The 13,276-nt window shown below is 72.2% G+C and carries 12 protein-coding genes; 7 read left to right on the top strand and 5 right to left on the bottom strand.

Annotated features, from left to right (window positions below; all coding sequences use genetic code 11):
- The first annotated feature begins 23 nt into the window (after positions 1–23).
- Entirely contained in the window at positions 24–1,469 is a 1,446-nt protein-coding gene (locus IE308_RS16290) for a cation:dicarboxylate symporter family transporter (RefSeq protein ID WP_190218830.1), read from the top strand.
- 158 nt (positions 1,470–1,627) lie between these two features.
- Here the strand turns inward: IE308_RS16290 and IE308_RS16285 are convergent, their stop codons facing one another.
- The gene (locus tag IE308_RS16285) at positions 1,628–2,263 is read right to left on the bottom strand and encodes a TetR/AcrR family transcriptional regulator (RefSeq protein WP_190218514.1); all 636 of its coding nucleotides are present in this window, start codon (positions 2,261–2,263) and stop codon (positions 1,628–1,630) included.
- Between the two features lie 141 nt (positions 2,264–2,404).
- Here IE308_RS16285 and IE308_RS16280 point away from each other — a divergent pair, with 141 nt between their 5' ends.
- On the top strand, positions 2,405–4,075 hold the full coding sequence (locus IE308_RS16280; protein ID WP_190218513.1) for an MFS transporter: 1,671 nt from the start codon (positions 2,405–2,407) through the stop codon (positions 4,073–4,075).
- Between the two features lie 12 nt (positions 4,076–4,087).
- Here IE308_RS16280 and IE308_RS16275 read toward each other — a convergent pair whose 3' ends face one another.
- Positions 4,088–4,549, bottom strand: a complete 462-nt coding sequence (locus IE308_RS16275; protein WP_190218512.1) for a MarR family winged helix-turn-helix transcriptional regulator — start codon at positions 4,547–4,549, stop codon at positions 4,088–4,090.
- A 108-nt stretch (positions 4,550–4,657) separates the two neighbouring features.
- Between IE308_RS16275 and IE308_RS16270 the strand changes: the two genes are divergently transcribed.
- A complete protein-coding gene (locus IE308_RS16270) occupies positions 4,658–5,317 on the top strand; it encodes a maleylpyruvate isomerase family mycothiol-dependent enzyme (RefSeq protein WP_190218511.1) in 660 nt (219 codons plus the stop codon).
- Between the two features lie 50 nt (positions 5,318–5,367).
- On the opposite strand, the gene IE308_RS16265 is transcribed toward IE308_RS16270, so the two are convergent.
- Together IE308_RS16265 and IE308_RS16260 are read right to left on the bottom strand one after the other, a co-directional pair.
- Complete coding sequence (locus IE308_RS16265) at positions 5,368–6,258, bottom strand: aldo/keto reductase (RefSeq protein ID WP_190218510.1); 891 nt, start codon at positions 6,256–6,258, stop codon at positions 5,368–5,370.
- Position 6,259: 1 nt separating this feature from the next.
- Positions 6,260–7,174, bottom strand: coding sequence for an NAD-dependent epimerase/dehydratase family protein (locus IE308_RS16260; RefSeq protein WP_229908900.1), 915 nt, complete (start codon positions 7,172–7,174; stop codon positions 6,260–6,262).
- 45 nt (positions 7,175–7,219) lie between these two features.
- Between IE308_RS16260 and IE308_RS16255 the strand changes: the two genes are divergently transcribed.
- The 4 genes from IE308_RS16255 (at position 7,220) to IE308_RS16240 (ending at position 10,881) form a co-directional block, all read left to right on the top strand.
- The gene (locus IE308_RS16255; protein WP_190218509.1) at positions 7,220–7,729 is read left to right on the top strand and encodes an Lrp/AsnC family transcriptional regulator; all 510 of its coding nucleotides are present in this window, start codon (positions 7,220–7,222) and stop codon (positions 7,727–7,729) included.
- 29 nt (positions 7,730–7,758) lie between these two features.
- Positions 7,759–8,145, top strand: coding sequence for a MerR family transcriptional regulator (locus IE308_RS16250; RefSeq protein WP_190218508.1), 387 nt, complete (start codon positions 7,759–7,761; stop codon positions 8,143–8,145).
- Positions 8,142–8,474, top strand: a complete 333-nt coding sequence (trxA, locus tag IE308_RS16245) for a thioredoxin (RefSeq protein ID WP_308440107.1) — start codon at positions 8,142–8,144, stop codon at positions 8,472–8,474. Before IE308_RS16250 ends, trxA begins: the two co-directional genes overlap by 4 nt.
- A gap of 124 nt (positions 8,475–8,598) precedes the next feature.
- A complete protein-coding gene (locus IE308_RS16240) occupies positions 8,599–10,881 on the top strand; it encodes a HelD family protein (protein ID WP_190218827.1) in 2,283 nt (760 codons plus the stop codon).
- Here the strand turns inward: IE308_RS16240 and glgB are convergent.
- On the bottom strand, positions 10,856–13,267 hold the full coding sequence (gene glgB / locus IE308_RS16235) for a 1,4-alpha-glucan branching enzyme (RefSeq protein WP_190218507.1): 2,412 nt from the start codon (positions 13,265–13,267) through the stop codon (positions 10,856–10,858). The genes IE308_RS16240 and glgB overlap by 26 nt on opposite strands.
- Between the last annotated feature and the right edge of the window lie 9 nt (positions 13,268–13,276).

Raw genomic sequence — 13,276 nt, 5'->3', positions numbered from 1 at the left:
CGGACGTGAGCCGCACGCCGGTAATGGTCGTACCGACGAAGACGTCAAGGAGGGCAGCCGTGGCCGCCAGCACCCCCGATACGGCACCTGCCGCGCCCGCGCAGAAGCGGGACCGCAGGGACCGCACCCACTACCTGTACATCGCGGTGATCGTCGCGGTCGCCGTCGGCATCGTCGTGGGCCTGGCCGCGCCCGACTTCGCCGTGGAGCTCAAGCCGATCGGCACGGGCTTCGTGAACCTGATCAAGATGATGATCTCGCCGATCATCTTCTGCACGATCGTGCTGGGCATCGGCTCGGTGCGGAAGGCCGCGAAGGTCGGCGCCGTGGGCGGTATCGCGCTGGCGTACTTCCTCGTGATGTCGCTGGTCGCGCTCGGGATCGGCCTCCTCGTCGGCAACATCCTGGAGCCCGGCAGCAGCCTCGCCGTCACCGACGCCGTCAAGAACGCCGGTCACGCTCAGGTCGACGCCGAGGCCAAGGACACCACCGAGTTCCTGCTCGGCATCATCCCGAAGACGATCGTCTCCGCCTTCACCGAGGGCGAGGTGCTCCAGACGCTGCTGATCGCGCTGCTGTGCGGGTTCGCGCTGCAGGCCATGGGCAAGGCCGGGCAGCCGGTGCTGCGCGGCATCGAGCACATCCAGCGGCTCGTCTTCCGCGTCCTCGCCATGATCATGTGGGCTGCCCCGATCGGTGCCTTCGGCGCCATGGCCGCCGTCGTCGGCTCGGCCGGCGTCGACGCCCTCAAGAGCCTCGCCGTGCTGATGCTCGGGTTCTACGTCACCTGCTTCCTGTTCGTCTTCCTCGTGCTCGGCGCGCTGCTGCGGGCCGTCGCCGGTCTGAACGTGTTCTCCCTGTTCAAGTACCTGGCCCGCGAGTTCCTGCTGATCCTGTCCACCTCCTCCTCCGAGTCCGCGCTGCCGCGGCTCATCGCGAAGATGGAGCACCTGGGCGTCAGCAAGCCGGTCGTCGGCATCACCGTCCCGACCGGCTACTCCTTCAACCTCGACGGCACCATGATCTACATGACCATGGCGTCCCTGTTCATCGCCGACGCCATGGGTACGCCGATGTCGGTGGGCGAGCAGATCCCGCTGCTGCTGTTCCTGCTGGTCGCCTCCAAGGGCGCGGCCGGTGTCACCGGTGCCGGGCTGGCGACGCTCGCCGGTGGTCTGCAGTCGCACAAGCCCGCCCTCGTCGACGGCATCGGCCTCATCGTCGGCATCGACCGGTTCATGAGCGAGGCCCGCGCCCTGACCAACTTCGCGGGCAACGCGGTCGCCACCGTCCTGATCGGCACCTGGACCAAGGAGATCGACAAGGCCCGCGTCCGGCAGGTGCTCGCCGGTGAGATCCCCTTCGACGAGAAGACGCTCCTGGACGAGGGCGAGCCCGTCTCCGACGCCCCCGAGGCCGGTCTGCCGGCCCCGCGGGAGGACGGCGAGAAGGAGCTGGCCAAGGCCTGAGCCCTAAGGGGACAACCCCTGGACCCACCCCCCTGACGGCCACCTGGCCGCCCGAAGAGCCCCACCCCTGACGGCCACCTGGCCGCCCGAAGAACTCCGGACGCCCGGACCCGCCTGAACCGGGGCCGGGCGTCCGGCCGTTCCGGCCCGGGGGACGGTCACTCGCTCAGCTCGGCCACCAGTGCCGTGGCCTTCGAGGCGGGCACGCCCGCCGCGGTCAGGACCGTGACCGCGGCCGAGCGGCCCGCCTCCCGCGTGTCCAGCAGGCCGTCGTTCACGGCCTCCATCAGCCCGAACAGCACCTGCTCGTGCACATACGCCAGCGCCGGCGCCGGCAGCGGCGAGGTGAAGACGCCCTCGTCCAGGCCCCGCTGGAGGACCCGGACGCTGTTCTCCCGGACCGGTGCCAGCCGCTCCCGGATGCCCTGCATGGTGACCGTGCGCTGCGCCAGCGCCACCAGCAGCCGGTAGCGGTCGGCGATCTCCCACACCCTCAGCACCGACCGGGCCACCGACTCCGCCGGGTCCTCGACGCCCTCACGGCCGGCCGCGTGCGCCGCCGCCAGCGCCTGAACCGCCTCGTCGACCAGCGTGCTGATCAGCGCCTCACGGCTCGGGAAGTGGCCGTACACGGTCCGTCGTACGACGCCCGCGGCGCGTGCGATCTGGTCCATGGACGCGTCCGGGTCGCGCAGCAGCTCGGCGAGGGCCACGTCGAGGATGCGGCGGCGGTTGGCGTCGGCGCGTGTGGGGGTACCCGCGTTACCCGTGTTACCCGAGGTCATGGCTGACATTCTGCCCTCCCGTGCCCCTCCATCGATTTGCACATCCTTGTGCAACGACGTACATTGCACAGTGTTGTGCAATTGCACTTCAGTGTGCAAGTTCCATGCAGCTTCGGTGTGCACGTTCGTGGAGGAAGGCGACCCCTGGCCATGCGACTCGTCATGAACCAACCGGTCGAGAGGATGGAGCGGCCCTACGCCCGCCGCTGGTGGGCCCTGCTGGTGCTCTGTCTGAGCCTGCTGATCATCGTGATGGCGAACACCGCCCTCACGGTCGCCGCGCCCGACATGACCGAGGACCTCGGTCTGTCCAGCGCCGACCTGCAGTGGGTCATCGACGGCTACACCGTCCCGTACGCGGCGCTGATGCTGCTGCTGGGCGCGATCGGCGACAAGTACAGCCGCCGGGGCGCGCTCGTCCTCGGGCTCGTCGTGTTCGGCGGCGGCGCCGTCTCCGGCTACCTCGCCGGCAGCGCCACGGCGGTCATAGCGGCCCGCGCGGTGATGGGCGTCGGCGCGGCCCTCATCATGCCCGCCACCCTCTCGCTGCTCGCCGCGACCTTCCCGCGCGCCGAACGCGCCAAGGCGATCACCCTGTGGACGGCCACCGCCGGACTCGCCATCGCGGCGGGCCCGCTGGTCGCCGGCGCGCTGCTGGAGGACCACGGCTGGTCCTCCACCTTCCTGATCAACGTGCCGATCGCCGCGCTCGCGATCGTCGGCGCCTTCGTCCTCGTACCGCCGTCCAAGGCCGACCACCACGACCGCATCGACTACGTCGGCGGGCTGCTGTCCGTCGTCTGGATCGGCGCGCTCGTCTACATGATCATCGAAGGACCGCACTTCGGCTGGGGCGCCAAGGCGATCGGCGCCGCCGTCCTCGCCGGCGTGGGTCTGGTCGCGTTCGTGCTGTGGGAGCTGCGCCACCCGCGCCCGGTGCTGGACGTCCGCCGCTTCACCGAACGCCGCTTCGCCGGGTCCAACCTCGCCGTGGCCCTGTTCTTCCTCGCCGTCTTCGGTGCCTTCTACTTCCTCACCCAGCACCTGCAGTTCGTCCTCGGCTACGACGCCCTGGACACCGGCCTGCGCATGCTGCCGCTCGCCGGCGCGGTCTTCGTCGGCTCGGCCCTGACCGGCTACCTCACCCCGCGCGTCGGCATGAAGTGGACGGTGAGCGCGGGCATGGTCGGCGGCACGGTCGCGCTGGCCCTGCTGACCCGCGTCGACGCGGGCTCGTCGTACGGCGATTTCGTCGTCCCCCTCGTCGTCCTCGGCCTCGCGATCGGCCTCGCGCTCTCGCCCTGCACGGACGCGATCATGGGCTCCTTCCCCGAGTCCGAACTCGGCGTCGGCGGCGCGGTGAACGACACCTCGCTGGAGCTGGGCGGCTCGCTCGGCATCGCGATCCTCGGCTCGCTGCTCGGCACGTCGTACTCCGACCACCTCGCCGACGCCACCCGGGGCGGCAAGCTGCCCCCCTCCGCGCTGGCCACCGCGCAGGATTCCGTCGGCGCCGGGTACGCCGTCGCGCAGGGCATCGGCGACAAGGCCCGCGAGGCCGCCGGGCAGGCGGCCCGGGCCACCGACCCGCAGCAGGCCGCGCAGCTGAAGGCGCAGGCCGGGCAACTCGGGCAGGGCGCACGCCAGATGGCCGACGCCGTCGGGTCCTCCTTCTCCGACGCCGTCGCCCACACCAGCCTGGTCGGCGCGATCGTCCTCGGCGCCGGTACGGTCCTCGTCGCGCTGCTGCTGCCGCGGAAGGAAAAGCCGGCCGAGGAGCCCGCGGAGCAGGAGGAGCGGGAGCCGGCCGACGTGTGCTGAGGTCCTGAAACGCTAGGAGGCCCAGGGGTCCGTGATCTCGCGCAACAGGGTCAGCGCCTCCCGCAGCTGCCGGTAGCGGCGGCGGCCCAGGTGCTCCTCCCACTCCCGCTCGACCTCGGCGACCACCGCGTCCGCGATCTCCTTCGCCGCCCACAGCTTCTCCGCCCCGCACACCAGCCGGGCCCGACGGTCGGTCGGGTCCGGCTCGCGGCGTACGTACCCCGCCTTCTCCAGCTGGTCCACCAGGAAGCCCGCCGTCTGCTTGGTGATCTGCGCCTGCGCGGCCAGCTCCGTCAGCCGGGTGCCGTCCGGGCTGATCCGCTGCATCACCCGGGCCTGGGCGGGCGTGAAGTCGTCGTAGCCGGCCTCGGCGAGCGCGGCGAAGATCCGGTCCTCCAGCGCCCGGTACGGGAGGAACAGCAGCAGCCCCGTGTTGGGCCCGCCGTCCGCCTCCGGCCCGTCCTCCGCCGTCATCACCGGCACTCCCTCCGACACCCTCGACGACCCTTGACGATGGTCAGAGTCTCTGACTAATTTGGTCAGAGAAGCTTACCACTCCAGTGGACAGTGGACGGTGATCGCATGGGCGGCGTGACCGGGGTCGTGCTCGACGAGGACAGGTGCTGGCAGGTCGTCGACCGGGAGCGCGCGAGCCTCGCGGAGCTGCTGGAGGGGCTGAGCGCCGAGGAGTGGGACACGCCGACGGGGTGCGGCGACTGGCGGGTGCGGGAGGTGGCCGCGCACGTCTCCGCCGGGGCCCGCTTCGGGTACGGCACCGTGCTGCGGGAGCTGCTGCGGGCCCGCGGGAGCGTCGACCGCATGATCCACGACACCGCCGTACGGGAGGGCCGGCTGCCCGCCGAGCAGATCGTCGCCCACCTGCGGTCGATCATCGGCTCCCGCCGCTGGGCCCCCGGCACCACCCGCCGCGAGGCCCTGCTCGACATCCTCGTCCACGGCCAGGACATCGCTCTCGCCCTCGGCCGCACCCGCGCGATGCCCCCCGAGGCCGCCCGCGACGCCTGCGAACGCGTCTGGACGATGCGCTTCCCGCCCCGCCCCTGGCCGCTGCCGCGCGCCCGGCTCGTCGCCACCGACATCGAGTGGACCCGGGGCACCGGCGAGGAGGTCCAAGGCCCCGTCGCGGCGCTGCTCCTGCTGCTCACCGGCCGGCCGGACGCGGCCCGCGTGTGGTGCGAGCGGGACGGCGGGCAGGAGGGCCGGCTGCCGGAGATGCTCTGAGGGGCGACCGCGGCGGACAGACGCCAAGAGCGGCCGCTCACGACGGACGGCTACGCGGCGGCCGGGAGACCCGCGTCCAGGCGCGCCAGCTCCGGCTCCGTCAGCTCCAGGTCCGCCGCGCCCGCCGAGTCCCGGATCGTCTCCGGCCGGCTGGCGCCCGGGATCGGGATCACCGCCGGGGACTTCGCCAGCAGCCAGGCCAGAGCCACCTGCTGCGGGCTCACCCCGCGCTCCCGTCCGACGGCATGGAAGGCCCCCTCGGCGCCCGGCGCCCCCGACAGCCCGTCCAGCGCGCTGCGCGAGATCCCGCCGAGCGGGCTCCACGGCAGGAACGCCAGGCCCAGCTCGGCGCAGAGCCGCAGCTCCGGCTCGCTGTCGCGGACGGCCGGCGAGTACCGGTTCTGCACCGACACCAGCCGGTCACCGAGGATCTCCCGCGCCGCGCGGATCTGGTCCGCGTCGACGTTGGACAGCCCGGCCAGCCGGATCACCCCCTCGTCCAGCAGCTCCTTCAGCGCCCCGACCGACTCGGTGAAGGGGACGGCCGGGTCGGGCTTGTGCAGCTGGTACAGGCCGATCGCCTCGACGCCGAGCCGCCGCAGGGACGCCTTGGCGGCGGCCTTGAGGTGGGCGGGGTCGCCGTTCACCGTCCAGCTGCCGTCGGCCGGCCGGCCCCGGCCGCCCTTGGTGGCGACCAGCACACCGGAGGTGTCACCGCCGTAGGAGGCCAGCGCGCGGGCGAGCAGCAGCTCGTTGTGGCCCGGTCCGGCCCCGGGCAGGGTGTAGGAGTCGGCGGTGTCCAGCAGGGTCACGCCCGCGTCCAGCGCCGCGTGCACGGTGGCCACGGCCCGTGCCTCGTCCGGGCGGCCCTCGATGGACAGCGGCATCGCGCCGAGCCCGACCGCGCCGACCCGCAGCCCGCCAAGGTTCCTGTGCTGCACGTCAGTTGTCCTTCCCGAGGGTTTCGGCGACGGCCCGGGCGAGCCACTGCCGGGCGGGGGAGAAGCGGTAACCGAGCCGGACGGCCCGGGAGTTGTCCATGCCGTAGAAGCGGAAGAAGGAGAACGGCGAGACCTGGCCGACCTCGACCGGGCTCAGGACCGTACGGCCGCCGCCGAGGTGCGCCTCGACCGCCGCGCACAGGTCCTCGGTGCTCAGCGTGGAGTGGGAGGCCGCGTTGACCGGCCCGGTGAAGTCCTGGCCGGCCGCCCAGAACAGGAAGCCGGCGATCTCCTCGACGTGGATGTAGGTCGCCGGACGGTTCCGTGCGGGCACGGCGATCGGTTCCCCGGCGGCGATCCGGTCCGCGTAGTGCTTCAGCCGCCCCGTGAAGTCGTCCTCGCCGCCCAGCACATGGGCGACCCGCACCGACGTCCACGGCAGGGCCGGACCGGCGGCGGCGAACACCGCCTCGGCCTGCCGCTTGCCCTCCCCGTAGTGGGTGTCGAGGAACGCCGGGTCGTCCCAGGGCAGGTCCGGGTCGACGGCGACGGTGAGCGGGTCGACGGCGTCCTCGGGGACCGGCGCGATCGAGTCCTCGTACTCGTACACCTCGACCGTCGACGTCAGCACATAGCGTCCGGTGCGTCCGGTGAACACCCGGCGGGCGATCTCCGCCTGGCGCGGGGTGTAGCAGACCTGGTCGACGACCACGTCGAAGGTCCGCTCCCCGAGCGCCGCCCGCAGCGACGCCTCGTCGTCCCGGTCGGCGACCAGGTGAGCGGCGCCCGGGGGAGGGGGTGACGACCCGCGGTTCAGTACGGTCACCCGGTCCCCGGCGGCCAGCAGCCGCTCCACCAGCCGCTTGCCGAAGTAGCGGTTCCCCCCGATGACCAGCACGTTCCTGCCTTGATTCATGACCATAATTCTCGTGGTCACCCACCACGTCCTGAAGGGGAAGACATGGGAGTTCCGGCCTCCGCACCGAAAGAACATCGGCATCTGCGGCCTGCCGCCAACGAAACCTCGGCCGCCTTCGACGCGCTGGACCGGCAGATCCTCCAGCTGCTGCAGACCGACGGCCGGATCAAGCTCAGCGAGCTGGGGCGGCGGGTGCGGCTGAGCCCCGCCGCGGTGACCGAGCGGGTGCGCCGGCTGGAGGCGGCGGGCGTGATCACGGGGTACGGCGCCCATGTCGCCCCGGCCCGGCTCGGGTACGGCATCCAGGCCTTCATCCGGGTCAACCCGCACGGCGGCTACACCCTGAAGCACCCGAGGACCCTGGAGCTGATCGAACGGCCGGAGATCACCGAGGTGCACCACGTGGTCGGCGAGGACTGCTGGATCCTCAAGGTCGCGGTCACGGACACCGTGCACCTGGAGGAGGTGCTGGAGGCGGTGTCCGCGCTCGGCCGCACGACCACGTCGATCGTGCTGACGTCCCCGGTGGAACGCAAACCGCTGTTGCCTTGACGTCGGCGTCAAGGCTTACCGTCGTCGGCATGCGAATCGGCGAGCTGGCCGCACGGGCCGGGACCACCACGCGGACGCTGCGGTACTACGAGGCGCGGGGCCTGCTGCCCGCGCGGCGCGGGGAGAACGGGTACCGGACGTACGACGAGGACGACCTGCGGCTGCTGCGGCAGATCCGCACGCTGCAGGACTTCGGGTTCGACCTGGAGGAGACGCGGCCGTTCGTGGAGTGCCTGCGGGCCGGACACCCCGAGGGCGACTCCTGCCCGGCCTCGCTCGCGGTCTACCGGCGCAAGCTGGCGGAGCTGGACGCGCTGATCGGCGAGCTGGAGGCCGTACGGACCAAGATCGGCCTGCGGCTGGCGACGGCCGAGGCGGAAGAACCGATGTGCGAACTGGGAGGGCAGGGACTGTGATCAAGGCCGCTGGTGTGGACGAGGTGACCGACGCGGACTTCGCGGCGGAGGTGCTGGGCTCGGAGCGTCCGGTGCTGGTGGAGTTCACCGCCGACTGGTGCGGGCCCTGCCGGCAGCTCGCGCCGGTGCTGAGCAGCATCGCCGCCGAGGAGGGCGAGCGGCTGCGGATCGTGCAGCTCGACGTGGACCGCAATCCGGGCACGGCCCTTACCTACAACGTGCTGTCGATGCCCACCCTCATGGTGTTCCGGGGCGGTGAGCCGGTGAAGTCCATGGTGGGCGCCCGGCCGAAGCGACGACTCCTTGAGGAGCTGGCCGACGTGCTGTGACGCGCCCCGCACCCCACAAAGAAATCCCCCGGGCAATTGCGCCCGGGGGATTTCTCTGCGTATATTCGATGTTTCGCATTGTCCCGCTAAATCGGGGCACGGAGAAGTTCAGTGAGCACAGTATATCCGGGCGGGAGTGGAATTGTCAAACACCGAATTTCCGGACGATGAATTGCGGCGCGAGCAGGAATTCATCGACGGTCTGTACGCGCGGGTCGACGCGCTGCGCGGCGACACCGAGACCTCCGTCGCGGACGCCCTCGCCCAGGGCGACAAGCCGATGCAGGCGCGGCTGGAGCGGGACATCCTGGTCGCCGAGCGCTCGGGACTGCTCGCCGCGCTGAACGCGGTGGACGGCTCGCTGTGCTTCGGCCGGATCGACCTCACCTCCGGCGCCGGCCACCACATCGGCCGGATCGGCCTGCGCGCCGACGACGCCGAACGCACCCCGGTCCTGATCGACTGGCGGGCGGACGTGGCCCGCCCCTTCTACCTGGCGACCGGCCACACCCCGCTCGGCCTGCGCCGCCGCCGGCACATCAGCACCGACGGCCGCACGGTCACCGCGCTGCACGACGAGATCCTCGACCTCGGCGACCGGGAACGCACCGGCCACGAGGACCCGAGCGGCGACGCCGTGCTGCTCGCCGCGCTCGACGCCGCGCGCACCGGCCGGATGCACGACATCGTGCAGACCATCCAGGCCGAGCAGGACGAGATCATCCGCGCCCCGCACCGCGGGATCCTGGTCGTCGAGGGCGGCCCCGGCACCGGCAAGACGGCGGTGGCCCTGCACCGGGCCGCGTACCTGCTGTACGAGCACCGGGAACTGCTCGCCAAGCGCGCGGTCCTGATCGTCGGCCCGAACCCCGCCTTCCTCGGCTACATCGGCGAGGTGCTGCCCTCCCTCGGCGAGACCGGCGTGCTGCTCGCCACGGTCGGCGAGCTGTTCCCCGGCGTGAAGGCGACGGCGGCGGACACGCCCGAGGCGGCGGCGGTCAAGGGCCGCGCCGACATGGCCGACGTGCTCGCCGCGGTCGTCCGCGACCGGCAGGCGCTGCCCGACCCGGTCATCGCGATCGAGCACGACCGCGAGGTCCTGATGCTCGACGAGGGCCTGGTGGCCGTCGCCCGCGAGCGGAGCCGTGCCGCGAAGCTGCCGCACAACGCGGCCCGCGAGCACTTCGAGGGCCACATCCTCAACACCCTCACCGAGCTGTACGCCGAGCGCGTCGGCACCGACCCCTACGACGGCAGCAGCCTGCTCGACCCGGCGGACATCACCCAGATCCGCGACGAACTCGCCGAGAACCCCGAGGTCTGGGCCGCCATCGACCAGCTGTGGCCGCGGATCACCCCGCAGCGCCTGGTCGCCGACTTCCTCGCCGAACCGGAGGGATACGTCGGCGACGCGGACGCGGCCGCGATCCGCCGCCCGGTGACACGGCGGTGGACGGTCGCGGACATCCCGCTGTTGGACGAGGCGGCCGAACTCCTCGGAGAAGACGACCGCCTGGCCCGGGCGCGCGCCGAACGCGAACGCGAGCAGCAGGTGGCGTACGCGCAGGGCGTGCTGGACGTGTCGTACGCGTCGCGCACCTACGAGTTCGACGACAAGGACGACGAGGCCAGCGAGGTGCTGTCCGCGCACGACATCATCGACGCCGAGCGCTTCGCCGAACGCCAGGAGGAGGACGACCACCGCAGCGCCGCCGAGCGGGCCGCGGCCGACCGCACCTGGGCCTTCGGGCACATCATCGTCGACGAGGCGCAGGAGCTGTCCCCGATGGCGTGGCGGCTGCTGATGCGGCGCAGCCCCACCCGCTCGATGACCCTGGTCGGCGACCCGGTGCAGACGGCGGAGGCGGCGGGCGTCGGCTCCTGGCAGGACATCCTCGCCCCGTTCGTCGAGGACCGCTGGGAGCACACCCGCCTCGGCGTCAACTACCGCACCCCCGCCGAGATCATGGAGCTGGCCGCGGCCGTGGTCCGCGCCGAGCACCCGGACTTCGAGCCGCCCATCTCCGTGCGCTCCACGGGCGTACGGCCGTGGATCCGCGCGTCCGCGGCCGACGAGCTGCCGGCCGCGGTGGCGAAGGCGGTCGCCGAACTCACCCCGGCCGAGGGCCGCCTCGCGGTCATCGCCCCGCGCGACCTCCACCGCCGGCTGGCCGCCCACCTGGACGGCGTCACGGCCGGCGAGGAACCCGACCTGACGCGGACGGTCGTCCTGCTGGACCCCCGCCAGTCCAAGGGCCTGGAGTTCGACTCGGTCCTCGTGGTCGAGCCGTCCCGCTACGGCACGAGCGACCTGTACGTGGCCCTGACCCGGGCCACGCAGCGCCTCGGCGTCCTGCACACGGGCACGCTGCCCGACGGGCTCAGGCAGGCCGCAGCCACACCGTAGCCAGCGGGGGCAGGGTCACGCGGATGCTGGCCGGGTGGCCGTGCCAGCCGCGGGGTTCCGGCTTGATCGGGTCGGGTCGGGTGACGTCGCTGCCGCCGTAGCGGGTGGCGTCGGTGTTCAGGACCTCGTGCCAGGCCGGAACCTCGTCGGGCACGCCGAGGCGGTAATCCGGGCGCACGACCGGCGCGAAGTTGCAGACCGCGAGGAGCGGGGTGCCCTCGGCGTCGTAGCGCAGGAACGCGAAGACGTTGTCCTCGGTGGCGTCCCCCACCACCCACTGGAAGCCGTCGGGGTGGACGTCCCGCTCCCACAGGGCCGGCGTCGCCCGGTACACCGCGTTCAGGTCCCGGACCAGGTCGAGCACGCCGCGGTGGTCGGCCTCGGCGCCGTAGTGCGGGTCGAGCAGCCACCAGTCCGGGCCGCGCGTCTCCGACCACTCGGCGCCCTGCGCGAACTCCTGGCCCATGAAGAGCAGTTGCTTGCCGGGGTGGGCCCACATGTAGGCCAGGTAGGCCCGGAGGTTGGCGCGCTGCTGCCACCAGTCGCCCGGCATCTTCGACACCAGGGAGCCCTTGCCGTGCACGACCTCGTCGTGGCTGATCGGCAGGACGTAGTTCTCGCTGTAGGCGTACACCATCGAGAACGTCATCTCGTGGTGGTGGTACCTGCGGTGGATCGGGTCGTGGCTCATGTACTGGAGCGAGTCGTGCATCCAGCCCATGTTCCACTTCAGGCCGAAGCCGAGGCCGCCGAAGCCGCTCGGGCCCATGTGGTGGGTGGCGCGCGTGACCCCGTCCCACGCCGTGGACTCCTCGGCCACCGTCACCACGCCCGGCACCCTGCGGTACACCGTGGCGTTCATCTCCTGGAGGAAGGCCACCGCGTCCAGGTTCTCCCGGCCGCCGTGCTCGTTCGGCGTCCACTGGCCCGGCTCACGCGAGTAGTCCAGGTACAGCATGGAGGCGACCGCGTCCACGCGCAGGCCGTCGATGTGGAACTCCTCGCACCAGTACACGGCGTTGGCGACGAGGAAGTTGCGCACCTCGTTGCGCCCGAAGTCGAACTCCAGCGTGCCCCAGTCGGGGTGCGCGGCCCGCAGCGGGTCCGCGTGCTCGTACAGCGGACGCCCGTCGAACTCCGCCAGCGCCCAGTCGTCGCGCGGGAAGTGCGCCGGCACCCAGTCCATCAGGACGCCTATCCCGGCCTGGTGCAGCCGGTCGACCAGGTACCGGAAGTCGTCCGGGCCGCCCATCCGGGCCGTCGGCGCGTAGAAGCCGGTGACCTGGTAGCCCCAGGAGCCGCCGAAGGGGTGCTCGGCGACCGGCATCAGCTCCACGTGCGTGAAGCCCAGGTCCTTGACATAGGCGGGGAGCTGCTCGGCCAGCTGACGGTACGTCAGACCGGGCCGCCAGGACGGCAGGTGCACCTCGTACACCGAGAACGCCGCCTCATGCGCCGGGCGTTCGGCGCGCCGGGCCAGCCACTCCTCGTCGCCCCACTCGTACGCCGACGACGTGATGATCGACGCCGTCTCCGGCGGGACCTGGGTGCGGCGGGCCATCGGGTCCGCGCGCAGCGTCTTCGAGCCGTCCGGGCGGGTGATCTCGAACTTGTACAGCTCGCCCTCGCCGATGCCCGGCGCGAACAGCTCCCACACCCCGGACGAGCCGAGCGACCGCATCGGCCAGCCCGTGCCGTCCCAGAAGTTGAAGGTGCCGGCCACCCGCACGCCCCGCGCGTTCGGCGCCCACACCGAGAAGCGGGTACCGGCCACGCCCTCGTGGGTCATCGGATGCGCGCCGAGCACCTCCCACAGCTGCTCGTGCCGGCCCTCGCCGATCAGATGCAGGTCCAGCTCGCCCAGCGTCGGCAGGAAGCGGTAGGCGTCCTCCGTCTCCAGCACCGTGCCCTCGTAGGCGACCAGCAGGCGGTATTCGGGAACCTCCTCCAAGGGCAGCAGCCCGGAGAAGAAGCCGTTCCCGTCGTGGTGCAGGTCCGCCCGCAGCTCCCCGGCGACCACGCTGACGCCCAGCGCGTACGGCCGGAACGCCCGGAAGACGACCCCGCCGTCCACCGGGTGGGCGCCCAGGACGGAGTGCGGGGAGTGGTGGGTGCCCGCGAGCAGCCGCTCACGGTCCTCGGGGTCGAGGACGGGGGCGACGGCCACGGAGACGGGCGCCGGGGCGGCGGCGGGGGCGGGAGCGGGTGCCGCGGCGGCCCGGGCGGGTGCCTTCTTGGCCGGCGCCTTCGCGGGCCGGGCCGCCTTGGCCTCGGCCGTCCTGCCCTGTGCTGTCTTGCCCTGGGCCGTCTTGGCCTGGGCTTTCTTGGCCTGGGCCTTTTTGACTCCCTTGACGGTCTTCCCGGCCGTCTTCTTCGGATCCGTCACGGGCGGAGC

Origin of the sequence: Streptomyces griseosporeus, from assembly GCF_014656055.1 — a bacterium.
Classification (GTDB): domain Bacteria; phylum Actinomycetota; class Actinomycetes; order Streptomycetales; family Streptomycetaceae; genus Streptomyces; species Streptomyces griseosporeus.
The sequence above is the reverse complement of the archived record's forward strand: the minus strand, read 5'-3'. Positions and strand labels throughout refer to the sequence as shown.